The 21,586-nt window shown below is 72.0% G+C and carries 21 protein-coding genes and 1 pseudogene; 18 read left to right on the forward strand and 4 right to left on the reverse strand.

The genetic code is table 11. The features are described from left to right. The 8 genes and pseudogenes from ABD817_RS19640 to ABD817_RS19675 form a co-directional block, all read left to right on the forward strand. Positions 1–121 (forward strand): annotated as a pseudogene (locus ABD817_RS19640) (sugar phosphate isomerase/epimerase); the annotation flags it as partial. Between the two features lie 484 nt (positions 122–605). Further along, the gene (locus tag ABD817_RS19645; protein ID WP_344919458.1) at positions 606–1,754 is read left to right on the forward strand and encodes an inositol-3-phosphate synthase; all 1,149 of its coding nucleotides are present in this window, start codon (positions 606–608) and stop codon (positions 1,752–1,754) included. Further along, the gene (locus ABD817_RS19650; RefSeq protein WP_344919459.1) at positions 1,754–2,647 is read left to right on the forward strand and encodes an SCO3242 family prenyltransferase; all 894 of its coding nucleotides are present in this window, start codon (positions 1,754–1,756) and stop codon (positions 2,645–2,647) included. Before ABD817_RS19645 ends, ABD817_RS19650 begins: the two co-directional genes overlap by 1 nt. Beyond that, entirely contained in the window at positions 2,644–3,522 is an 879-nt protein-coding gene (locus ABD817_RS19655; protein ID WP_344919460.1) for a sugar phosphate isomerase/epimerase family protein, read from the forward strand. The genes ABD817_RS19650 and ABD817_RS19655 overlap by 4 nt, the downstream gene beginning before the upstream one ends. After that, entirely contained in the window at positions 3,519–4,130 is a 612-nt protein-coding gene (locus ABD817_RS19660) for an EboA domain-containing protein (protein ID WP_344919461.1), read from the forward strand. Before ABD817_RS19655 ends, ABD817_RS19660 begins: the two co-directional genes overlap by 4 nt. Further along, on the forward strand, positions 4,130–4,987 hold the full coding sequence (locus ABD817_RS19665) for a TatD family hydrolase (protein WP_344919462.1): 858 nt from the start codon (positions 4,130–4,132) through the stop codon (positions 4,985–4,987). Before ABD817_RS19660 ends, ABD817_RS19665 begins: the two co-directional genes overlap by 1 nt. Continuing rightward, positions 4,987–6,114 (forward strand): metabolite traffic protein EboE, encoded by a 1,128-nt coding sequence (gene eboE / locus ABD817_RS19670; protein ID WP_344919463.1) that lies wholly within the window; start codon positions 4,987–4,989, stop codon positions 6,112–6,114. The genes ABD817_RS19665 and eboE overlap by 1 nt, the downstream gene beginning before the upstream one ends. Further along, complete coding sequence (locus ABD817_RS19675) at positions 6,111–7,487, forward strand: alkaline phosphatase family protein (RefSeq protein ID WP_344919464.1); 1,377 nt, start codon at positions 6,111–6,113, stop codon at positions 7,485–7,487. Before eboE ends, ABD817_RS19675 begins: the two co-directional genes overlap by 4 nt. Positions 7,488–7,568: 81 nt before the next feature. Here the strand turns inward: ABD817_RS19675 and ABD817_RS19680 are convergent, their stop codons facing one another. Together ABD817_RS19680 and ABD817_RS19685 are read right to left on the reverse strand one after the other, a co-directional pair. Then, on the reverse strand, positions 7,569–8,654 hold the full coding sequence (locus ABD817_RS19680) for a Gfo/Idh/MocA family protein (protein WP_344919465.1): 1,086 nt from the start codon (positions 8,652–8,654) through the stop codon (positions 7,569–7,571). 148 nt (positions 8,655–8,802) lie between these two features. Further along, on the reverse strand, positions 8,803–9,399 hold the full coding sequence (locus ABD817_RS19685; protein ID WP_344919466.1) for a CGNR zinc finger domain-containing protein: 597 nt from the start codon (positions 9,397–9,399) through the stop codon (positions 8,803–8,805). A 58-nt stretch (positions 9,400–9,457) separates the two neighbouring features. Between ABD817_RS19685 and ABD817_RS19690 the strand changes: the two genes are divergently transcribed. The 3 genes from ABD817_RS19690 (at position 9,458) to ABD817_RS19700 (ending at position 11,498) form a co-directional block, all read left to right on the forward strand. Continuing rightward, a complete protein-coding gene (locus ABD817_RS19690; RefSeq protein ID WP_344919468.1) occupies positions 9,458–9,904 on the forward strand; it encodes a nuclear transport factor 2 family protein in 447 nt (148 codons plus the stop codon). A 185-nt stretch (positions 9,905–10,089) separates the two neighbouring features. Further along, positions 10,090–11,205 carry a WD40/YVTN/BNR-like repeat-containing protein gene (locus ABD817_RS19695; RefSeq protein WP_344919469.1) on the forward strand — a complete coding sequence of 372 codons (1,116 nt, stop codon included), beginning with the start codon at positions 10,090–10,092 and terminating at the stop codon, positions 11,203–11,205. Positions 11,206–11,213: 8 nt separating this feature from the next. Continuing rightward, positions 11,214–11,498 (forward strand): MoaD/ThiS family protein, encoded by a 285-nt coding sequence (locus ABD817_RS19700; RefSeq protein WP_344919470.1) that lies wholly within the window; start codon positions 11,214–11,216, stop codon positions 11,496–11,498. A 73-nt stretch (positions 11,499–11,571) separates the two neighbouring features. On the opposite strand, the gene ABD817_RS19705 is transcribed toward ABD817_RS19700, so the two are convergent. Next, positions 11,572–12,495, reverse strand: coding sequence for an RNA polymerase sigma-70 factor (locus ABD817_RS19705; RefSeq protein WP_344919471.1), 924 nt, complete (start codon positions 12,493–12,495; stop codon positions 11,572–11,574). Between the two features lie 150 nt (positions 12,496–12,645). Continuing rightward, complete coding sequence (locus ABD817_RS19710; protein ID WP_344919472.1) at positions 12,646–13,119, reverse strand: carboxymuconolactone decarboxylase family protein; 474 nt, start codon at positions 13,117–13,119, stop codon at positions 12,646–12,648. 246 nt (positions 13,120–13,365) lie between these two features. Between ABD817_RS19710 and ABD817_RS19715 the strand changes: the two genes are divergently transcribed. From ABD817_RS19715 to ABD817_RS19745, 7 genes are read left to right on the forward strand one after another with little or no spacing between them, the layout of a single operon-like run. Beyond that, positions 13,366–13,554: a hypothetical protein gene (locus tag ABD817_RS19715; RefSeq protein WP_344919473.1), complete on the forward strand. Its 189-nt coding sequence runs from the start codon at positions 13,366–13,368 to the stop codon at positions 13,552–13,554. Continuing rightward, positions 13,551–13,640 carry a K(+)-transporting ATPase subunit F gene (kdpF, locus tag ABD817_RS19720; RefSeq protein WP_344919474.1) on the forward strand — a complete coding sequence of 30 codons (90 nt, stop codon included), beginning with the start codon at positions 13,551–13,553 and terminating at the stop codon, positions 13,638–13,640. The genes ABD817_RS19715 and kdpF overlap by 4 nt, the downstream gene beginning before the upstream one ends. Positions 13,641–13,659: 19 nt before the next feature. Beyond that, complete coding sequence (gene kdpA, locus ABD817_RS19725) at positions 13,660–15,321, forward strand: potassium-transporting ATPase subunit KdpA (RefSeq protein ID WP_344919819.1); 1,662 nt, start codon at positions 13,660–13,662, stop codon at positions 15,319–15,321. Then, positions 15,321–17,438 (forward strand): potassium-transporting ATPase subunit KdpB, encoded by a 2,118-nt coding sequence (gene kdpB / locus ABD817_RS19730; protein ID WP_344919475.1) that lies wholly within the window; start codon positions 15,321–15,323, stop codon positions 17,436–17,438. Before kdpA ends, kdpB begins: the two co-directional genes overlap by 1 nt. Continuing rightward, positions 17,438–18,268 carry a potassium-transporting ATPase subunit C gene (locus ABD817_RS19735; RefSeq protein WP_344919476.1) on the forward strand — a complete coding sequence of 277 codons (831 nt, stop codon included), beginning with the start codon at positions 17,438–17,440 and terminating at the stop codon, positions 18,266–18,268. Before kdpB ends, ABD817_RS19735 begins: the two co-directional genes overlap by 1 nt. After that, positions 18,265–20,826 (forward strand): DUF4118 domain-containing protein, encoded by a 2,562-nt coding sequence (locus ABD817_RS19740; protein WP_344919477.1) that lies wholly within the window; start codon positions 18,265–18,267, stop codon positions 20,824–20,826. Before ABD817_RS19735 ends, ABD817_RS19740 begins: the two co-directional genes overlap by 4 nt. 49 nt (positions 20,827–20,875) lie before the next feature. After that, on the forward strand, positions 20,876–21,544 hold the full coding sequence (locus ABD817_RS19745) for a response regulator (RefSeq protein ID WP_344919478.1): 669 nt from the start codon (positions 20,876–20,878) through the stop codon (positions 21,542–21,544). The last annotated feature ends 42 nt before the right edge of the window (positions 21,545–21,586 follow it).

A 21,586-nucleotide genomic window follows, 5' to 3' on the forward strand; every position in this document is an offset into this window, starting at 1 on the left:
GTGGGAGGACGCCGGGATGGACCGCCTGGACGGCGCCCCCGACGCCCTGGCCGTCATCCGCAAGCTCAACGCCATCACCCCGCCCTCCACCGCCTTCGACGCCGCCTTCTCCTCAGACTGAAACCCCAGACGGAAACCCCGGACTGGAACCCCTAGACGGAAACCCCCGAACTGGAACCTCCGGCCGGAAACCCGGACCGAAGCCCGTACCGGAACCCCCGGCGCGAACCGCTGACCGGACTCCTCGGACCGGAACCCGGACAGGAGCCCGGACGGAAATCCCCGGCCGAACTCCTCGGACCGAACTTCCCGACGGGACTCCCTGCCTGAATTCCGCAGGCTGAGCTGGTTCGACGAAAACATATAGCGCCGAGACATATATCCGTAATATCCGCATAACGTACGATTCCTTGCACAAGCGGGTCGGACCACCCGGTCCGGCCCGCCGCGGGGTCGTCTCCTCCGTTTTAACGACCACGTAATACCCGCCGTGACATCCCCTCCGACCGGACGGCCGCAATGGTGATGTCATCGGCGCCGTCCGGTCCCGGCCGGGCGGATGAAAACCGTCATCCCCCAGGAGTCGACTCACCACAGGAGGCCAGATGCGTACGGGAGTGTGGCTGATAGGAGCACGAGGGTCCGTCGCCGTCACGAGCATCATCGGAGCGCTGGCGATGCGCGCCGGTCTCGCACAGCCGACGGGCTGCGTGACGGAACTCCCCGAGTTCCGCGGCGCCGGGCTGCCAGGTCTGGGAGACCTGGTGTTCGGCGGGCACGACATCGTGCCGACCCCGCTGGAGAAGAAGGCGGCCGCGCTGGCCGGAGCCGGGATCGTACCGGCCCGGCTGCTCGAGCCCCTGCGCGACGAGCTCGCCCGGGTCGAGGAGAACCTGAGGCAGGTGCCGCTCGCCGAGAACCAGGCCGCGACCGCGGAGCTGATCGGCGCCGACATCACCGAGTTCCGGCTGCGGCACGGCCTGGAACGGGTCGTCGTCATCAACGTCTCGACCACCGAGCCGGCCCCCGAGCCCCATCCGGCCCACGCCGACCTGGAGCTGCTGGAGGCCGAGCTGGCGACCTCGCGGGACCTGCTGCCGCCCAGCGCCCTGACGGCGTACGCCGCCTTCCGCGCGGGCTGTCCCTACGTGGACTTCACCCCGTCGACGGGCGCCCGGCTGCCCGCCCTGGATCGGCTCGCCGACCTGCAGGGGCTGCCGTACGGTGGCCACGACGGCAAGACCGGCGAGACGCTCGTCAAGTCGGTGCTCGCCCCGATGTTCGCCCAGCGCAACCTCCGGGTCCGCACCTGGTCGGGGATGAACCTGCTCGGCGGGGGAGACGGCGCCAACCTCGCCGATCCCGCCGCCAACGCCGCCAAGGCCGCGAGCAAGCAGCGGGTGCTGGGCGAGACGCTCGGCTACACCCCGCAGGGTGAGACCCGCATCGAGTACGTCGAGGACATCGGCGACTTCAAGACCGCCTGGGACCTCGTCACCTTCGAGGGTTTCCTGGGCACGCCCATGCGCATGGAGTTCACCTGGCACGGCTGCGACTCCGCCCTCGCCGCGCCCCTCGTCCTGGACCTGGCGAGGCTCACGTCGGCGGCGCACCGCTCCGGCCGCACCGGGCCGCTGGGCGAGCTCGCCTTCTTCTTCAAGGACCCGCTCGGGGCGGTGCCGCACGCGCTGGCCGACCAGTGGCGGGTGCTCCGCGAGTTCGCCGGCACCCTCGGCGGAGAGGAGCCGGTCTGATGCCGTCGCTGCGCGACCTCGCCGAGCTCGTGCGCGCCCCCGCCGCCCTGTCCGTACCCGGTGACGTCGTCGCCGGGGCCGCCGCCGGGCAGGTGCTCGGCGGCAGGACCCTCGGCCTGGCCTGCTCCTCGGTCTGCCTGTACTGGGCGGGGATGGCCGCCAACGACTGGGCCGACCGCCACCTGGACGCGGTGGAACGCCCGGAGCGGCCGATCCCGTCCGGCCGGGTGTCGCCGGACGCCGCGCTCAAGGTGGCCGCGGGTCTCACCGTCGCCGGTCTGGCGGCCGCCGGGCTCTCCGGCGGCCGACGGGCCCTGGCGGTCGCCGTCCCGCTCGCCGCCGCCGTCTGGTCGTACGACCTGGTGGCCAAGAACACGGCGGCCGGGCCGCTGGCGATGGCGCTGTGCCGCGGCCTCGACGTGCTGCTGGGCGCGGCCCCGGGGCGGAGCGTCGCGGACGCGCTGCCCTCGGCCCTCACCGTCGCCGCCCACACCTACCTGCTCACCGCGCTGTCGCGCGCCGAGGTGTCCGGCTCCGACCGCGGCCTCCCCGTGGCGACCCTGGCGGGCACCGTCGCGCTCGCCGTGGCCACCGCGCTGGGCCGAGGCGACGCCTCGCGCGAGCCGCGGACCGAGCGCGCGGCGCAGGTGGTGCGGGCCGTGCAGGCGGGGCTCACCGGCTGGTACGCCGCCAGGTTCGGCCTGTCCCAGGCCCAGGCGGTCGCCGAGCCGTCGGCCTCCCGGCTGCGGGCCGCCGTCGGCACCGGCATCGTCGCGCTGCCCGCCCTGCAGGGCGCGCTCGTCGCCCGCAGCGGCGCCATCCGCGAGGGCGTCGCGGTCGCGGCGGCCGTCCCGCTCGCTCGGGCCCTCGCCAAGAAGGTGTCCCCCACGTGAGCCCCGGCGGCACCGACACGAGCACGGGCGCCGGGCCGAGGTTCGGCTACGGTACCAACGGGTTCGCCAACCACCGGCTCGCCGACGCGCTCCGGGTCATCGCGGACCTCGGCTACCAGGGGGTCGCCCTCACGCTCGACCACGACCACCTGGACCCGTACGAGGAGGGCCTGGCGCGCAGGGTCGCGGCCGTGGCCGACCTGCTGCGCGACCTCGGTCTTGGCGTGGTCGTCGAGACCGGCGCCCGTTACCTGCTGGACCCGTGGCGCAAGCACGCCCCCACGCTGCTGCACGACGAGCGCGAGGCGCGCCTGGACTTCCTGAGCCGGGCGGTCGCCGTCGGCGCCGACCTGGGAGCCGAGGCGGTGTCGTTCTGGGCGGGCGTGCGCCCGGAGACGGTCGGCGAGGCCACGGCCTGGGCCAGGCTCGTCGACGGCTGCGCCCGGATCGCCGAGGAGGCCGGCACCGCCGGCGTGCCGCTGGGCTTCGAGCCCGAGCCCGGCATGCTCGTCGAGACGATCGCCGGATGGCGCAAACTCCACGCCGAACTCGGCGAACCACCCGCGTTCGGCATCACACTGGACATCGGCCACTGCCGCTGCCTCGAACCCGACCCGGTCCCCGACTGCGTCACCGCCGTCGCCGACCACCTCGTCAACGTGCAGATCGACGACATGCGCCGCGGGGTGCACGAGCACCTGGAGTTCGGGGAAGGGGAGATCGACTTCCCTCCCGTGCTGCGCGCCCTGGCCGAGTGCGGCTACCGGGGCCTGGTCGCGGTCGAGCTGCCCCGCCACTCGCACGCCGCGCCGCAGGTGGCCGCCCGATCCCTGGACTTCCTGCGCGCAGCCGCCGCCGAAGGGACGAACGCATGACACCGGAACCGAGCACCCGCACGGACAGCCTGTTCGCGGCCCTCGACCAGGAGTGGCTCGCCACCGCCCGGGAGGGCGTCGCCGCCAAACCCGAGAGCGTCGCGCGGCACTTCGCCTCCGCGGGACGGCGCGCCGGGCGGGCACCGCTGCCGGACGTCCCCGGCTGGACCGCCGACGAGGCGGCCAGGGCGGTCCTGCTCGCCGCGCTGCCGCCGGACGCGGTGGCCGGGCAGGTCGCGGACCTCTACCGGTACGGCGACGCCGACGAGAAGCGCGCCGTCCTCAAGGCCCTGCCGCTGCTGCCCGTCGGCGCGGAGGCGGTGCCGCTCCTGCACGACGCGATCCGCACCAACGACACCCGCCTCGTGGCCGCCGCCCTCGGCCCGTACGCCCGCCACCTCGACCAGACCATGTGGCGGCAGGCGGTGCTCAAGTGCGTGTTCATGGGCGTGCCGCTCGCCGCCGTGGACCGGCTGGAGGAGCGGGCCGACGCCGAGCTGGCCGGGATGCTCGCCGCGTTCGCCGAGGAACGCGCGGCGGCCGGACGGCACACCCCCGACGACGCGATCGCACTGCTCGACCGTCTGACCAGCGAGAAGGAGGCCTGATGCGGATCTTCGACCCGCACATCCACATGACGTCGCGCACCACCGACGACTACGCCAGGATGGCCGCCGCCGGGGTGCTCGCCATTGTGGAGCCCGCCTTTTGGCTGGGGCAGCCCCGGACCAACCCCGGCTCGTTCACCGACTACTTCGACTCGCTGGTCGGCTGGGAGCCGTACCGCGCGGGGCAGTTCGGCATCCTGCACCACGCCACCATCGCGCTGAACCCCAAGGAGGCCGGAGACCCGCGCTGCCGGCCGGTGCTCGACCTGCTCCCGCGCTACCTGGAGAAGGACCGCGTCGTCGCGGTCGGCGAGATCGGCTACGACTCGATGACCCCCGACGAGGACGACGCCTTCGAACGGCAGCTCGCGATGGCCGTCGACCACGAGCTGCCCGCGCTCGTGCACACCCCGCACCGCGACAAGGCCAGGGGCACCCAGCGCACCCTCGACGTCGTCGCCTCGTCCGGCATCGCGCCCGGACTGGTCGCCGTCGACCACCTCAACGAGGTCACCGCGAAGATCGTGCACGACTCGGGCTGCTGGATGGGCTTCTCCATCTACCCCGAGACCAAGATGTCGCCGCCCCGCATGGTGGAGATCCTGCGTGAGCACGGCCTGGAGCGGGTGCTGGTCAACTCCGCCGCCGACTGGGGCGTGTCCGACCCGCTGCTCACCCTGGAGACCGGCAGGGCGATGCTGGAGGCCGGGTTCAGCGAGGACGACGTCGACCGGGTGCTGTGGCGCAACCCCGTGGAGTTCTACGCCCAGTCGGGCCGCCTCGACCTGTCGGGCGTCGGCGCCGGGGCGGCGGAACCCACCTTCGAGGGCAGCTCCATCAAACGCGGAGGGTCTTGATGCGGCTACGCCACCCCGGCGGCCGGACGCTGCACCTGAGCTACTGCACCAACGTGCACCCGGCCGAGGACCTCGGCGGCATCGTCGAGCAGCTCGACACGTACGCGGTGCCGATCCGCGCCCGCCTCGGCACCGAGGTGCTCGGGCTCGGGCTCTGGCTGGCCGCGCCCGTCGCCGCCGCGCTCGCCGCCGACCCCGCGCTGCTGGCCGGGCTGCGCCGCGAGCTGGACGCGCGGGAGCTGGAGGTCGTGACGCTCAACGGCTTCCCCTACCGCTCGTTCCAGGACCCGGTGGTCAAGCACGCCGTCTACCACCCCGACTGGACGACGCCCGAACGGCTCACCTACACCCTCGACCTGGCACGGATCCTCGCCGTCCTGCTGCCGGACGACGCCGCCAGGGGATCGATCTCCACGCTCCCGCTCGCCTGGCGCGACCCCTGGGACGAGGACATGTCCCACCGCGCCACGCGCGGGCTCGACGAGCTCGCCACCGGGCTCGCCGCCGTCGAGTCCGCCACCGGCCGCGTCATCCGGGTGGCGTTCGAACCCGAGCCCGGCTGCGTGGTGGAGACCACCGACCAGGCCGTGCGCGCCCTGTCCGGCGTCGACACCGACCGGCTCGGCGTCTGCCTGGACCTCGCCCACCTGGCGTGCGCCTGGGAGCGGCCCGCCGACGCGCTGCGCCGGTACGCCGAGGCGGGCCTGCCCATCGTCAAGGTCCAGGTCTCCGCGGCCCTGGAGAGCGACGACCCGGAGAGCCTGCGCGAGTACGTCGAACCGCGTTTCCTGCACCAGACCCGCAACGCGGCCGGAGACGACGCCGACGACCTCGACGAGGCGTTCGAGCGGAAGCTGCCCGGACCGTGGCGGGTCCACTACCACGTACCGCTGCACGTCGCACCGGAGGCACCGCTCGCCACCACCGTACCGGTGCTGCGCGAGGCCCTCGCGGAGCTGGTCGGCGGACCCGAGCCGCTCTGCGACCATTTCGACGTGGAAACCTACACCTGGGGCGTGCTGCCACCCGCGCTGCGCCCGCAGACCCCCGACCGGCTCGCCGCGGGCATCGCCGACGAGCTGGACTTCGCCCGCGCCGAGATGCGCGACCTTGGAGTGAAAGCATGACATCGTTGCTGGTCCTCGACGTGGTGGGCCTGACCCCGAGGCTGCTGGCGCACATGCCGAGGCTGCGCGCCGTCGCCGACGGCGGCTTCCAGGCCGAACTCGGCACCGTGCTGCCCGCCGTCACCTGCTCGGCCCAGTCGACCTTCCTCACCGGTGTCGCCCCTGCCGAGCACGGTGTCGTCGGCAACGGCTGGTACTTCCGCGAGCTCGGCGAGGTCTTCCTGTGGCGCCAGCACAACGCGCTGGTCGGCGGGGACAAGCTGTGGCACGCCGCCCGGCGCGAGCGGCCCGGTTTCACCGTGGCCAACGTGTGCTGGTGGTACGCGATGGGCGCCGACGTCGACTGGACGGTCACCCCCCGGCCCATCTACCGTGCCGACGGGCGCAAGGACCCCGACTGCTACACCTACCCGCCGGAGCTGCACGACGAGCTCACCGGAAAGCTGGGCACCTTCCCCCTGTTCACCTACTGGGGCCCGGGGGCGGGCATCGCCTCGTCCACCTGGATCTGCCGCGCCACCGAGCAGATCATGAAGGACCACAACCCCGACCTCACCCTGGCGTACGTGCCGCACCTGGACTACGACCTGCAGAGGTTCGGCCCGTCCGACCCGCGCTCGGCCGCCGCCGCCTCCGAGCTCGACACCGTGCTCGCCCCCCTGCTGGACGCCGCCGCCGCGCGCGGGACCACCGTGGTGGCCCTGTCGGAGTACGGCATCACCGACGTCTCCCGCCCGGTCGACGTCAACCGGCTGCTGCGGACCGAGGGGCTGCTGAAGGTCTACACCCAGGACGGCATGGAGTATCTCGACCCCTGGACCTCCCGCGCGTTCGCCGTCGCCGACCACCAGGTGGCCCACGTCTACGTCGCCGACCCCGCCGACATCCCGGCCGTCGCCAAGCTCTGCGCGGGGCTGCCCGGGGTCGCCGAGGTGCTCGATGAGGAGGGCAAAGCCAGGAACGGGCTCGCGCACCCCCGCGCCGGGGAACTGGTCCTCGTCTCCGAGCCCGACGCCTGGTTCACCTACTACTACTGGCTCGACGACGCCCGGCGTCCCGACTTCGCCAACCTGGTCGAGATCCACCGCAAGCCCGGCTACGACCCCGCCGAGCTGTTCTTCGACCCCGCGGACCCCGGCGCCGCCAAGCGCAGGGCCGGGGTGGCGCTGCTGCGCAAGAAGACCGGCATGCGCTACACGATGAACGTCGTCGGTCTCGACGCGGGCGCCCGCGCCATCCGGGGCTCGCACGGCCGGCTGCCCGACAACCCCCTCGACGGCCCGGTGCTGCTCTGCTCGGACCCGTCCGTGGCCAGCGACCGGATCGCCGCCACCGAGGTCAAGGATCTGCTGCTCCGGCTCTCCCTGAGCTGAGCCGCCCTTAAACGGCGCCGCCCGTCTGTGCCTTTCACCCCCCGACCGGGCGGGCGGCGCTCTCCACCTCGTTTTTCCGGTTTACCGGGCCCATGCCTCGCGGCCGGTGGTCACCGCGGCGCCGGTGCGCAGTGACTCCCCGATCGCCAGGCCGACCAGGTGGTCCTGGCAGCCGTCGGCCAGGGAGTAGGGTTCCGGGGCCTCACCCCGGCACCAGGACGTCATCCGGCACAGGAGCGAGACGACGGCCAGGTCGTCCTCGGAGAAGTGCGCGCCCCGGTGGTCGTTGCGGTAGACCACGCGCCCGTCGAAGCTGATGTGGTCCAGCTCGCGGCCCTCCAGGTTCAGGTCGATCCCGGTCTGGCGCCGGGTGAGCCGCGACTCCACCGGGGTCCTCGGGTCGGCCAGGCGCACCACGTGGTCGTCCACGATCTCGCCCAGTGATCCCCGGACGACGATCCGGCGGGCGCGCAGCGGGTTCCACCACTGGTTGTCGGTGAAGTCGTAGAGTCCCATCCCCTCGGCGAACTCCAGGGTGGCGATCGTGGTGGCCGCCTCCTTCGGCGTGGAGTCGCCCGTCCAGCCGTCCCTGGACAGCGGGTCGGCAAGCGGGGCGGTGAACGACCTGGCCGACACCGTGGTCTCGCCGAACCCGGCCCCGAGCAAATGCCGGATCAGGGAGACGGCGTGGTACAGGTGCGTCGAGGAGATCTGCACGGAGGTCACCTGCCCGATGACCCCCTCGCGGACGAGCGCCAGCCTCGCCGCGTGACCCGGCATGTACGAGTACTGCTCGGCGACCTGCACCAGACCGCTGGACCCGACGGCCGACCACAGGTCGCGCAATCCGTCCAGGTCGGCCGCCGGGGGCGTCTCCGCCAGCACCGGCATGCCGAGTCCCACCAGCTCCTTCGTCACCTCGGGGGTGACCGGCCACGGCACCGAGGGAATGACGAACTCGGGCCGTCCGGCCGCGAGCATCTCCCCGACGGAGCGGAACGTCGGCACCCCCCAGGCGGCCTCGACCTCGGCGCCGCGCTCACGCGACCTGGTCACCACGCCGGACACCGACAACCGCTCCGGCAGCAGCCTGGCCAGGCGCAGGAAGAACTCCGAGCGCCACCCGCTGCCGACCAGGCCGAAGCGGCCCGCTGACTGTGAACTCATCACACTTCCTTGGAAAAAGGGGGTGTCCACGTCGTGACCTGGCCGGGCGAGTCGTCAGGCCCCGCGCGTCACGACGCGGATGTCGAACAGGAGACTACTCGGCGCGGTCCGGCGCGCCGTTCCGGGTTCGGGGGCTGGGGAGCGGCCGTCAGCCCGCGGGGTGGCGGTCGCGGCGGGTGCGGAGTTTGTAGCGGTTGCCGCAGCGGTCCATCGAGCACCAGCGCCGCGCCCCGGGGCGGGAGGTGTCGAGGAAGAGCATGGGGCAGCGCTCACCCCCGCACGTCCTGATCCGGTCGAGGGCCGGTCCGCCGAACACCTCGATGGCGTCGCGGGCCACGGCGGAGAGAAACTGCGCCCCGGTGACGGGGGAGGCCCAGGTGCGCTCCAGGGCGGGGCCGATGACCGGGACGGGCGGCGGCGCGGCGGCGGCCTCGTTCAGCGTGGCGAGGTCGGCCCCGGAGAGGGCGCGCGAGCCCGAGGCGGCGGTCTCGGCGAGCCGCTGGAGGGCGGCGCGCACGCGCAGGGTGGCGGCGAGGTCGTCGGCGGAGACCTGGACGAGGTCGCCGAGACCCGCCCTGGAGTGCGGGATCCACGCGGTGAGGTCGGCGGGTGTGTGGAGCCGTTCCCACTTCGAGAGCTCTCCCTCGCCTCCGGTGACGAGAAGCTCCAGGCACAGCGTGCCGGCGTCGAACCTGAAGCGCTGCCCGCCGAGCGGGGCGAGCTCCATGGCGTTTGCCAGGGTCATGGATCAAGTGTAACACTGACACCGGTTAAACCGGTGTCAAGCGAGAGGGAGTACGGCGATGAGCCCCGAGCGTGAGCAGACCGAGCGTGAGCCGATCGAGCGTGAGCCGATCGAGCGTGAGCTGATCGAGCTGTCCGAGCGGGCCTGGGAGGCCAACAGGAACGGCGACGCGCGGTTCTACGACCGCTTCCTCACCGAGGCGCCGCTGAGCGTGTCGCCGTGGGGGATCGTGGACGACCGGGAGGCGATCCTGGAGGGGTTCGCCGAGAACCGCAATCCGTACACGCGCACCGACCTGAGCGACCACCGGGTGATCGTGCTGGGCGACGGCGGCGCGGTCCACACCGCCACCGTGGAGATCGACGTGCTCGTCAACGGCACGGACAAGCAGACCATGAGGGTCTTCGCCACCACCGCGCTGACCCGCCGCGACGGTGAATGGAGGGCCGCCCTGTTCCAGATCACCCCCGCGCCCGCCGGGGACGGACCTCCACGTCGTCGCTGACCACTCGGCGAGGCGGCCGGTTCCGGCGAGTGTTGGACGGCGATTTTGTCGGTGGGCTGTCATAGCGTCGGTAGCCACGACCGTGGCGGGCATGTCGCGAGTGGAGTCGGCTTCGCTCCCGGTCACGATCGGGAGCGTGGCCACGCGCCGGCACGAATCGGCGGCGAGGCCGGAAAGGGACGCCGATGAGTGGTGTACGCGTACTGGTTGGCACGCGCAAGGGCGCGTTCATCCTGACCTCGGACGGCGGGCGCGAGCGGTGGGACATCAGCGGCCCCCACTTCGGGGGCTGGGAGATCTACCACCTCACGGGATCCCCCGCCGACCCGTCCCGGCTCTACATGTCGCAGTCCGGCGGCTGGTTCGGGCAGCTGATCCAGCGTTCCGACGACGGCGGCGCGACCTGGGAACCGGTCGGCAACCAGTTCCGGTACGAGGGCGTCCCCGGCACTCACCAGTGGTACGACGGCACGCCGCACCCGTGGGAGTTCACCCGGGTCTGGCATCTCGAGCCGTCGCCCACCGACCCGGACACGGTCTACGCCGGGGTCGAGGACGCGGCCCTGTTCCGCTCGGCGGACGGCGGGCAGACCTGGCAGGAGCTGTCCGGGCTGCGCGAGCATCGCTCGGGTCCTTCCTGGCAGCCGGGGGCCGGGGGGATGTGCCTGCACACGATCGTTCCGGATCCGCGCGATCCCGGGCGTATCGTCGTGGCGATCTCGGCCGCGGGTGTGTTCAGGACGGACGACGTCGGCAAGAGCTGGCAACCGATGAATCGCGGTCTGCGCTCCGAGGGCATTCCCGACCCGGACGCCGAGGTCGGCCACTGCGTCCACCACATCGCCACGCACCCGTCGCGTCCGGAGGTGCTCTTCATGCAGAAACACTGGGACGTCATGCGCAGTGACGACGCCGGGGAGTCGTGGTACGAGATCAGCGGTGACCTGCCCAGCGACTTCGGTTTCCCCATCGCCGTGCACGCGCACGAGCCGGACACCGTCTACGTCGTTCCGATCAAGAGCGACTCGGAGCACTACCCGCCCGAGGGAAGGCTGCGCGTCTACCGCAGCCGGACGGGCGGGAACGAGTGGGAGCCGCTCACCAGGGGGCTGCCGCAGAGCCACTGCTACGTCAACGTGCTGCGCGACGCGATGGCCGTCGACTCGCTGGACTCGTGCGGCGTCTACTTCGGTACGACCGGCGGCCAGGTGTACGTATCGGCCGACGCCGGCGACAACTGGGCGCCCATCGCCCGGGACCTTCCGGCCGTGCTGTCCGTCGAAGTCCAGACACTGCCATGATCCGCGTCGTGCTCCCGGCGCATCTGCGGAACCTCGCGCGTGTCGAGAGCGAGGTGACGCTCCACATCCAGGGGCAGGCCACGCAACGCTCGGTTCTCGACGCGCTCGAAACCCGCTATCCGGTGTTGCGCGGGACGATCCGTGATCACGTCACGCAGCGGCGCCGGCCGTTCGTGCGGTTCTTCGCCTGCGAGCGGGATCTGTCCCACGAACCACCCGACACCCCGTTGCCCGAGCCGGTCGCGACGGGGGCCGAGCCGTTCATGGTCGTGGGGGCGATGGCGGGCGGGTAGGCACAGATGCCGCCCGCGTGGAGGACCCGTGAAGGCCCCGTGAAGGGTTTCGCCACCCCGCCCGCCGTCGCGGTCATTCCGCGCGCCGGTGTGCCCGTCTCACCTCGCGGTCGATCGCCCAGGCGTCCGCCACCGGACCCACGTGCCCGAGCTTGTCGGGGTTGATCACCGAGCGGATCGTCTGGATCCGCCCGTCGAGCACGTCGAGCGCCAGGATGTGGAGCACCCTGCCGTCCCGGTCGCGGAAGATGGCGCCCGGCTCGCCGTTGACCTCGTGCTGCTCGAACGTCACGTCGACCCTGGCTATCCGGGGGAAGAGGAAGGCGAGCAGCCGGGCCACGTTCTCGGCGCCGACGACGGCCCTGGCCAGCTGCGGGGCCTTGCCGCCGCCGTCACCGACCATCGACACGTCGGTGGCGAGCAGGTCCCGCAGGCCGACGACGTCGCCGTCGCGGAGGGCGTCGAAGAACCGCGACGCCAGTTCCTCCCGCTCCTCGCGGGCCGCTTCGAAGCGCGGTCGCCCGGCCTCCATGTGCCGCCGCGCCCGCACCAGCAACTGCCGGCACGCCGCCTCCGACCGCCCCACCGCCGAGGCGACCTCGTCGAAGCCGAAACCGAACACCTCCCGCAGCACGAACACCGCCCGCTCCAGCGGGCTGAGCCGTTCCAGCAGCAGCAACGCCGCCATCGACACCGAGTCGGCCAGCTCCACCGACCGCGCCGGATCCTGGTACGGGTCGCTCAGCAGCGGTTCGGGAAACCACGGGCCCACGTACTCCTCCCGCCGCATCCGCGCGGAGCGCAGCACGTCGATCGAGATCCGCGTCACCGCGGCCGACAGAAGGGCCTTGGCCGACGTGGGCCGGGTCTCCAGGCCGTCGTAGCGCAGCCACGTCTCCTGCACCGCGTCCTCGGCCTCACCCACACTGCCCAGGATCCGATAGGCGATCGAGAACAGCAGTGGCCGCAGCTCCTCGAACTCCTCGACCTTGCTCACGCCGAATCCCCTCCTCGTGGACCCCTCTCACCCGGCCGTACTCGTCGGCGCGAGCATCCCGCGATGATCATCCGGGCCACCGGCACGCCAGGGTGACGCCCTTGGGCCCGGGGTCGGCGGCCGGGCCCCCGAGCCGGTCGCCGGCGCCGTTCAGTGGAACTGCCCTGCCACGTAGTCGCCGGCCGGCTGCCGGGTGATGATGTTCAGCCGGTTCACCGTGTTCATGAAGGAGATCAGGAGCACCAGGGCGGTGAGCTGCCCCTCGTCGTAGTGTTTGGCGGCGTCCGCCCACACCTCGTCGCCGACCCCACCGGCCCCGTCCGCGACCCGGGTCCCCTCCTCCGCCAGTCTCAGCGCGGCACGTTCGGCCTCGGTGAAGACCGTGGCCTCCCGCCACGCCGCGACCAGGTGCAGCCGCACCGGGGTCTCGCCGGCGGCGGTGGCCTCCTTGGTGTGCATGTCGAGGCAGACGGCGCAGCCGTTGATCTGACTCACCCGGAGCGCCACCAGCTCCTGCGTGGTGGCCGGCAGCGGCAGGTCCTTGAGCGCCTTGCCCACCGTCATGAAGTGCTTGAGGACCTTGCCGACGGCCGGGTCGGCGAAGTAGTTCAGTCGCGCGTCCATGGTGTTCTCCTCCGTGCTCGTTGACGGCTACACCCTCTGAGACGAGGTAGCCCGGCCCCCTGTGACACGGACGGATGTGACCTGCGTCTCCCGTCGGCCGTCCCCGGACATCTTCATGGTCACGTTTCCGGATACGCGAGGGGTGCGGCGACCGGTGTTTCCGGTCTGCGGGCCGCTCCTTAAACGCTCCTCAAAGGCCCTCCGGGGCTCGCGTAGGGGAGGCGTCAAGCCTCGGGGCCGGGGCGTATGGAACCCGTCAAGACCCGCAAGAAGGGCGAAAAACAGGGGTTTCCTGATTTATGTCCCACCCGTCGGGTGGTGGCGGACAAACCCCGGATTCGAGGAGTGGGGATGGCAGACGTCATCTTCGTCGCCCTGACGGTCGCGGTTTTCGTGATCCTCGGGCTGGTCGTCAGGGCGGTGGAACGGTTGTGAGTGCCGTCAACGCCGCCGGTCTGGTCGTGGTCGCCGCTCTGGTGATCTTCATGGTCGCGGCCCTGCTCTTCCCGGAGCGCTTCTGATGACGGAGCGCACGCGATGATGTCCTCGACCACGGCCGGGATCCTGTTCATCGGGTCCCTCGTCGCCGCCCTCGCGCTGGTCCACCGGCCGCTGGGCGACTACATGTACCGCGTCTACACCGGGACGAGACACCTCGCCGCCGAGCGCGTGATCTACCGGCTCGTCGGCGTCCGGCCGGACACCGAGCAGCGGTGGGGCGTCTACGCCCGCGCGCTGCTGGCGTTCTCGGCGATCTCCATCCTGTTCCTCTACGGCCTGCAGCGGCTGCAGGACAGGCTGTTCCTGTCGCTGGGCCTCGCCCCGGTGCCCGACCACGTCGCCTGGAACACCGCCGTCAGCTTCGTCACCAACACCAACTGGCAGGCGTACTCGGGTGAGTCGACCATGGGCTACCTGGTGCAGATGTCCGGCCTGGCGGTGCAGAACTTTGTGTCCGCCTCGGTGGGCATGGCCGTGGCGATCGCGCTGGTCCGCGGCTTCGCCCGCAGGAGGAGCGAGGAGATCGGCAACTTCTGGGTGGACCTGGTCCGCGGCACCGTACGCGTCCTGCTGCCGCTCGCCCTCGTCGGCGCGGTCGTGCTGCTGGCGGGCGGCCTGGTCCAGAACCTCACCTCCCCGCACGAGGTGACCACCCTGACCGGCGGCACCCAGGCGATCACCGGCGGCCCGGTGGCGAGCCAGGAGATCATCAAGGAGTTGGGCACCAACGGCGGCGGGTTCTACAACACGAACTCGGCCCACCCGTTCGAGAACGCCACCGCCTGGACCAACTGGTTCGAGATCTTCGCGATCTTCCTGATCCCGTTCGCGTTGCCCCGCACGTTCGGCCGCATGGTCGGCGACACCCGGCAGGGCTACGCGATCGTCGCGATCATGGGGACCCTGGCGCTGGCGAGCGTCGCGCTGCTGACCGGGCTGGAGGTCGCCCACGGCGGCACGGTCCCGCAGGCGGTGGGCGCGGCGATGGAGGGCAAGGAGGTGCGCTTCGGCGTGCCCAACTCCGGCACCTTCGCCGCCGCCACCACGCTCACCTCCACCGGGGCGGTCAACTCCTTCCACGACTCGTTCACCGCGCTCGGCGGCATGCTCACGATGTTCAACATGATGCTCGGCGAGGTCGCCCCCGGCGGCGCGGGCGCGGGCCTGTACGGCATGCTCGTCCTCGCCGTGATCACGGTCTTCGTGGCCGGGCTCATGGTCGGCCGCACCCCCGAGTACCTGGGCAAGCGGATCGGCTCCCGCGAGATCAAGTTCGCCGCGATGTACTTCCTGGTCACGCCGCTGCTCGTGCTGACCGGCACGGCGCTGGCGATGGGCTCGGCCCAACAGCGGGCGAGCATGCTCAACGGCGGCCCGCACGGCTTCTCCGAGGTGCTGTACGCCTTCACCAGCGCGTCCAACAACAACGGCTCCGCGTTCGGCGGTCTCACCGTCAACACGCCGTGGTACGACGTGGCCCTCGGCCTGTGCATGGCCTTCGGCCGCTTCCTGCCGATCGTCTTCGTCCTCGCCCTGGCCGGATCCCTGGCCGGGCAGGCGCCGGTGCCCGGGTCCGCGGGCACGCTGCCCACGCACCGCCCGCAGTTCGTCGGCATGGTCGTCGGTGTGACGGTGATCATCGTCGCGCTGACCTTCCTGCCCGCCCTGGCGCTCGGCCCGCTCGCGGAAGGAATCCAGTGATGTCCCCCCAGCCGCGTACCCCCGCCCCCGGGGACGGAAAGGTGGGCGGCGGCCTCCTCGATCCCCGGCAGCTGGTCACCTCGCTGCCCGAGGCGGTCAGGAAGCTCAACCCGGCCACGCTCTGGCGCAACCCGGTGATGCTGATCGTCGAGATCGGCGCGGCCTTCACCACGGTGCTCGCCGTACTCGAACCATCCTTTTTCGCCTGGGCCACCGTGGTGTGGCTCTGGCTGACGGTGATCTTCGCCAACCTGGCCGAGGCCGTCGCCGAGGGGCGCGGCAAGGCCCAGGCCGCGACCCTGCGCGCCGCCAAGCGCGACACCACGGCGCGGCGGCTGCGCGGACGCGACTCCACCGAGTGGGACGTCGTCGGAGCCTCCGAACTGCTGCGGGACGATTTCGTCGTCGTGGAGGCCGGGGAGATCATCCCCGGAGACGGCGACGTGGTCGACGGCATCGCCTCGGTGGACGAGTCGGCCATCACCGGCGAGTCCGCCCCGGTCATCCGCGAGTCGGGCGGCGACAGGTCGGCGGTGACCGGCGGCACGAAGGTGCTGAGCGACCGGATCGTCGTCCAGATCACCCAGCGGCCCGGCGAGAGCTTCATCGACCGGATGATCGCCCTGGTCGAGGGCGCCGCCCGGCAGAAGACGCCCAACGAGATCGCCCTCAACATCCTGCTGGCCGCCCTGACGATCATCTTCCTGGTCGCCGTCGCGACCATGCAGCCGCTGGCGATCTACGCCAAGGCCCAGAACCCCGGGGTGCCGGACTCGCTCGCCCTGACCGGGGACGGCGTCACCGGCGTCGTACTGGTCGCGCTGCTGGTCTGCCTCATCCCGACCACCATCGGGGCACTGCTGTCGGCGATCGGCATCGCGGGGATGGACCGGCTGGTCCAGCGCAACGTCCTCGCGATGAGCGGCCGGGCGGTCGAGGCCGCCGGGGACGTCAACACCCTGCTGCTGGACAAGACCGGCACCATCACGCTGGGCAACCGGCAGGCGTCGGAGTTCCTCACCGCCCCCGGCGTCTCCGCCGACGAGCTGGCGACGGCCGCGCAGCTGGCCAGTCTCGCCGACGAGACCCCCGAGGGCCGCTCCATCGTGGTCTACGCCAAGCAGGCGTACGGCCTCAGGGAGCGCGGGCCCGGAGAGCTCGCCCACGCCGAGTGGATCGGGTTCACCGCGCAGACCCGGATGAGCGGCGTCGACCTCGACGGCCGCCGGGTCCGCAAGGGCGCCGCCACCGCCGTCATGAAGTGGGTCCGCGAGCACGGCGGCCACCCCACCGACGAGGTCGGCGGCATCGTGGACGCCGTCTCCGGCTCCGGCGGCACCCCGCTGGTCGTCGGGGAGGTGGTCGAGGGCAAGGCGCGCGTCCTGGGGGTCGTCCACCTCAAGGACGTCGTCAAGCAGGGCATGCGCGAGCGCTTCGACGAGATGCGCAGGATGGGCATCCGCACCGTCATGATCACGGGCGACAACCCGCTGACGGCGAGGGCCATCGCCGACGAGGCGGGGGTGGACGACTTCCTCGCCGAGGCCACGCCCGAGGACAAGCTCGACCTGATCAGGTCGGAGCAGGAGGGCGGCAGGCTGGTCGCGATGACCGGCGACGGCACCAACGACGCGCCCGCGCTCGCGCAGGCCGACGTCGGGGTGGCGATGAACACCGGCACCTCGGCCGCCAAGGAGGCCGGAAACATGGTCGACCTCGACTCCAACCCGACCAAGCTCATCGAGATCGTCGAGATCGGCAAGCAACTGCTCATCACCCGCGGCGCGCTGACGACCTTCTCGATCGCCAACGACGTCGCCAAGTACTTCGCGATCATCCCCGCGATGTTCGCGGCGGTCTACCCGGGCCTGGACGCGCTGAACGTGATGCGTCTGTCCAGCCCGCAGTCGGCGATCCTGTCCGCGGTCGTCTTCAACGCGCTCGTCATCGTGGCGCTGATCCCGCTCGCCCTGCGCGGTGTGCGCTACCGCCCCTCCAGCGCCTCCACGCTGCTCAGCCGCAACCTCTACGTCTACGGCCTGGGCGGCATCGTCGTGCCCTTCGCCGGCATCAAGCTGATAGACCTGCTCATCCAGTTCCTTCCGGGGATGTCGTAATGGAACGCCTGCCCAGCTGGGTCCGCCAGCACCTCGCCGCGCTCCGCGCGCTGCTCGTCCTCACCCTGGTCACCGGGGTCGTCTACCCGCTGGTGGTCACCGGCATCGCCCAGACCGTGTTCGCCACCGGGGCGAACGGCTCCCTCGTCCAGAAGGACGGCAGGGACGTGGGAAGCGCGATCGTCGGTCAGAGCTTCACCGACGCCGACGGCAGGCCGGTCGGCCGCTACTTCCAGAGCAGGCCGTCGGTGGCCGGTGACGGCTACGACATGCTCGCCACCGCCGCGAGCAACCTCGGGCCCGAGGACGTCGTGGACGTCCCGGGGGCCAGGCAGAGCCTGCTCACCCAGGTCTGCGCCCGCTCCAGGGCCGTCGGGGAGCTGGAGGGGGTGAGCGGCGCCCGGCCGTACTGCACGCCCGACGGCGTCGGCGCCGTGCTGAAGGTCTTCCCCTCCGTCGGCGCCCCCACCCGGGTCGTCAGCGTCAACCAGGTCTGCCCTGCCCGGCCCTTCGTCGCCACCTTCGAGGGGGTCGCGGTGGAGTGCGCCCGGCCCGGCGAGGACTACGCGGCCGGGCGCACCGTCCCGGTCCGCGGCACGGCCAGGGCCGTGGTGCCCGCCGACGCGGTCACCGCCAGCGGCTCCGGCCTCGACCCGGACATCTCCGTCGCGTACGCCGAGCTCCAGGCGGCCCGGGTGGCCAGGGAGCGCGGCGTCCCCGTGGAGAGGGTGAGACGGCTGATCGCGGCGAACACCACCGGCCGCCCCCTCGGCTTCATGGGCGAACCGGCGGTGAACGTCCTCGAACTCAACCTGGCCCTCGACCGGTGAACAGGGGGCGGGGGCGGCTGCGCGTCTACCTCGGGGCCGCCCCGGGCGTCGGCAAGACGTACATGATGCTCTGCGAGGGCCGCCGCCGCCTCGCGAGGGGCACCGACGTCGTCGTGGGCCTCGTCGAGACCCACGGCCGCCCCCGCACCGCGGAGCTGCTCGACGGCCTGGAGGTCGTCCCACGCAGGAGCACGGCCTACCGGGGGAGCGCGTTCACCGAGCTGGACGTGGACGCCGTCATCGCCAGGAGGCCCAGGGTCGCCCTGGTCGACGAACTGGCCCACACCAACGTGCCGGGCTCGCGCAACGCCAAACGCTGGCAGGACATCGAGGAGATCCTCGACGCGGGCGTCGACGTCATCTCCACCGTCAACATCCAGCACCTGGAGTCGCTCAACGACGTGGTCGAGGAGATCACCGGGGTGGTCCAGCGCGAGACGGTACCCGACGAGGTGGTGCGCCGCGCCGACCAGGTGGAGCTGGTGGACATGGCCCCGGAGGCGCTGCGGCGGCGGATGGCGCACGGCAACGTGTACGCGCCGGAGAAGGTCGACGCGGCGCTGTCGAACTACTTCAGGGTCGGCAACCTGACCGCGCTGCGCGAGCTGGCGCTGCTGTGGGTGGCGGGCAAGGTCGACGACCAGCTCGACCGCTACCGCGCCGAGCACGGCATCGCGGGCACCTGGGAGGCGCGCGAGCGCGTCGTCGTCGCGCTGACCGGCGGCCCGGAGGGCGACACGCTGGTACGGCGGGCCGCCAGGATCGCGGACAGGAGCAAGGGGGCCGACCTGCTGGCCGTGCACGTCACCCGCGCCGACGGCCTGACCGGGGCCGACCCGGCGAGCACGGCCCGTCAGCGCACGCTGGTGGAGGACCTGGGCGGCACCTACCACCAGGTCGTCGGCGACGACGTGCCGGGCGCCCTGCTGGACTTCGCGCGCGGCGTCAACGCCACCCAGCTGGTGCTGGGGGCGTCGCGGCGCGGCCGGTTCGCCCAGATCCTCTCCCGGGGGGTCGGGGTGACCACGACCGCGCGGTCCGGGCCCATCGATGTCCACATGATCACCCACGACGGTGTGAAGCGGGGGCGCGACCGTGCCCCGTCGCGGGCCGCGCTGACCCGCACCCGCCGGGTGGCGGGCTGGCTTCTCGCGACCCTCGGGCTGCCGCTCCTGACGCTGGCGCTGCACCCCTTCCGTGGCGACGTGAACCTGCCGAGCGACATCCTGCTCTTCCTGCTCATGGTGGTCGTGGTCGCCCTGGCGGGCGGCATGTGGCCGGGCGTCACCGCCGCCGTGCTCGGCTTCCTGCTGCTCAACTACTTCTTCACGGCGCCGGTCGACCGCTTCACCATCGCCGACCCGGAGAACCTGTTCGCGCTGAGCGTCTACGTGCTGGTGGCCGTGATGGTGAGCGCGGTCGTGGACGTCGCCGCCCGCCGTACCCGGGAGGCGGCCCGCGCCCGCGCCGACGCCGAGGTCCTCTCCACCCTGGCCGGGCACGTGCTCCGTGGCGAGCACGCGCTCGCCTCGCTGCTCGCCCGCCTGCGGGAGACCTTCGGGCTGGCCTCGGTCACCCTGCTGGAACGCGCCGGAGACCCGGGTCCCGACGACCAGTCCGACCCCGAGGCGTGGCGGATCGTGGCCACCGCCGGTGACGCGCCCTGCACCTGCCCGGGGGGCGCGGACACCGACGTGGTCATCGACGAGCGGCTCGTCCTGGCCATCCGGGGCAGGCTGCTGGAGGCGTCCGACCGGCGGGTGCTGGAGGCGTTCGCCGCCGAGGCGGCGGTGGCGCTGCGGCAGGACCGGCTCGCGGCGGAGGCGGAGCGGGCCAGGCCGCTGGCCGAGGCCGACAGGATGCGCACCGCGCTGCTCGCCGCGGTCAGTCACGACCTGCGCACCCCGCTCGCCTCGGCCAAGGCCGCCGTGGAGAGCCTGCGCAACACCGGCATCGACTGGTCGCCACGGGACAGGGAGGAATTGCTCGCCACCGCGGACGAGTCCCTGGCCAAGCTGGACCGGCTGGTCGCCAACCTGCTCGACATGAGCCGCCTGCAGGCGGGAGTGCTCGGGCTGACGCTGGAGCCGACCGCGCTCGGGGACGTCGTGCCGCGCGCCGTCGACGACCTCGGCCACCTGTCCCGGCGGATCGAGACGGACCTCTCCGCCGAGCTGCCCGAGGTCGTCGCCGACCAGGCGCTGCTGGAACGGATCCTGGTCAACCTCATGTCCAACGCCGTCCGCTACAGCCCCGGGGGCCGGAAGGTCCTCGTCACGGCCAGCGAGTACGGCGACCACGTGGAGATCCGTGTCGTCGACCGAGGTACGGGCATCCCGCCCGACGCCTACGACCGGGTCTTCATGCCCTTCCAGCGGCTCGGCGACCGCGACAACCACACCGGCGTCGGCCTGGGCCTCGCGCTCTCCCGGGGGCTCGCCGAGGCGATGGCCGGAACCCTGCTACCGGACGAGACACCAGGGGGTGGCCTCACCATGATCCTGACACTTCCCGTTTCCTCCCGCCCTCGGGCGCGTCCGGCGGGGGAACGACCATGATCCTGACATTTCCTGGTTTCTCCCGCTCGCGCCCCGCGCTGGAACGACCGTGACCCGCGTCCTCGTCGTCGACGACGAGCCCCAGCTCCTGCGCGCCCTGCGCATCAACCTCGCCGCGCGCCACTACGACGTGGCCGTGGCCCCCGACGGCGGCGGGGCCCTGCGGCAGGCCGCCGACTGGCACCCCGACCTGGTCGTGCTCGACCTCGGCCTGCCCGACCTCGACGGGATCGACGTCATCCACGGCCTGCGCGGCTGGACCACCGTCCCGATCATCGTGCTCTCCGGCCGTACGGGAGGATCCGACAAGATCGACGCGCTGGACGCCGGAGCCGACGACTACGTCACCAAGCCGTTCGGCATCGACGAACTCCTCGCCCGCATCCGGGCCGTCTCCCGGCGCACCGCGCTGCACGACGCGGAACTCGCCCGGATCCGCATCGGCGACCGGATCGTGGACCTGGTCGACAAGACCGTCTCCGACGGCGTGCGGCTCACGCCCACCGAGTGGCACCTGCTGGAGATCCTGATCCGCAACCCCGGCAAGCTCATCACCCAGCGGCAACTGCTGACGGAGGTCTGGGGTTCCAAGTACCTCAAGGAGACCCACTACCTGCGCCAGTACATGGCCCAGATGCGCAAGAAGCTGGAACGGGACCCGGCCTGCCCGGTCCACCTGCTCACCGAGCCCGGCATGGGATACCGCTTCCAGCCCTGAAGGGGTGGGCTCGTGTTCGATCCCCGCGGGTCTCCTTTTAGG

This window comes from Streptosporangium oxazolinicum (assembly GCF_039537505.1).
Taxonomy (GTDB): domain Bacteria; phylum Actinomycetota; class Actinomycetes; order Streptosporangiales; family Streptosporangiaceae; genus Streptosporangium; species Streptosporangium oxazolinicum.

What these genes read in the sequence shown, in the direction of transcription:
- ABD817_RS19645 (WP_344919458.1), top strand. Translation starts at nt 606, where the DNA reads ATGCGTACGGGAGTGTGGCTGATAGGAGCACGAGGGTCCGTCGCCGTC.
- ABD817_RS19650 (WP_344919459.1), top strand. Translation starts at nt 1,754, where the DNA reads ATGCCGTCGCTGCGCGACCTCGCCGAGCTCGTGCGCGCCCCCGCCGCC.
- ABD817_RS19660 (WP_344919461.1), top strand. Translation starts at nt 3,519, where the DNA reads ATGACACCGGAACCGAGCACCCGCACGGACAGCCTGTTCGCGGCCCTC.
- ABD817_RS19665 (WP_344919462.1), top strand. Translation starts at nt 4,130, where the DNA reads ATGCGGATCTTCGACCCGCACATCCACATGACGTCGCGCACCACCGAC.
- eboE (WP_344919463.1), top strand. Translation starts at nt 4,987, where the DNA reads ATGCGGCTACGCCACCCCGGCGGCCGGACGCTGCACCTGAGCTACTGC.
- ABD817_RS19675 (WP_344919464.1), top strand. Translation starts at nt 6,111, where the DNA reads ATGACATCGTTGCTGGTCCTCGACGTGGTGGGCCTGACCCCGAGGCTG.
- ABD817_RS19680 (WP_344919465.1), bottom strand. Translation starts at nt 8,654, where the DNA reads ATGAGTTCACAGTCAGCGGGCCGCTTCGGCCTGGTCGGCAGCGGGTGG.
- ABD817_RS19685 (WP_344919466.1), bottom strand. Translation starts at nt 9,399, where the DNA reads ATGACCCTGGCAAACGCCATGGAGCTCGCCCCGCTCGGCGGGCAGCGC.
- ABD817_RS19690 (WP_344919468.1), top strand. Translation starts at nt 9,458, where the DNA reads ATGAGCCCCGAGCGTGAGCAGACCGAGCGTGAGCCGATCGAGCGTGAG.
- ABD817_RS19695 (WP_344919469.1), top strand. Translation starts at nt 10,090, where the DNA reads ATGAGTGGTGTACGCGTACTGGTTGGCACGCGCAAGGGCGCGTTCATC.
- ABD817_RS19710 (WP_344919472.1), bottom strand. Translation starts at nt 13,119, where the DNA reads ATGGACGCGCGACTGAACTACTTCGCCGACCCGGCCGTCGGCAAGGTC.
- ABD817_RS19715 (WP_344919473.1), top strand. Translation starts at nt 13,366, where the DNA reads ATGGAACCCGTCAAGACCCGCAAGAAGGGCGAAAAACAGGGGTTTCCT.
- kdpA (WP_344919819.1), top strand. Translation starts at nt 13,660, where the DNA reads ATGTCCTCGACCACGGCCGGGATCCTGTTCATCGGGTCCCTCGTCGCC.
- kdpB (WP_344919475.1), top strand. Translation starts at nt 15,321, where the DNA reads ATGTCCCCCCAGCCGCGTACCCCCGCCCCCGGGGACGGAAAGGTGGGC.
- ABD817_RS19735 (WP_344919476.1), top strand. Translation starts at nt 17,438, where the DNA reads ATGGAACGCCTGCCCAGCTGGGTCCGCCAGCACCTCGCCGCGCTCCGC.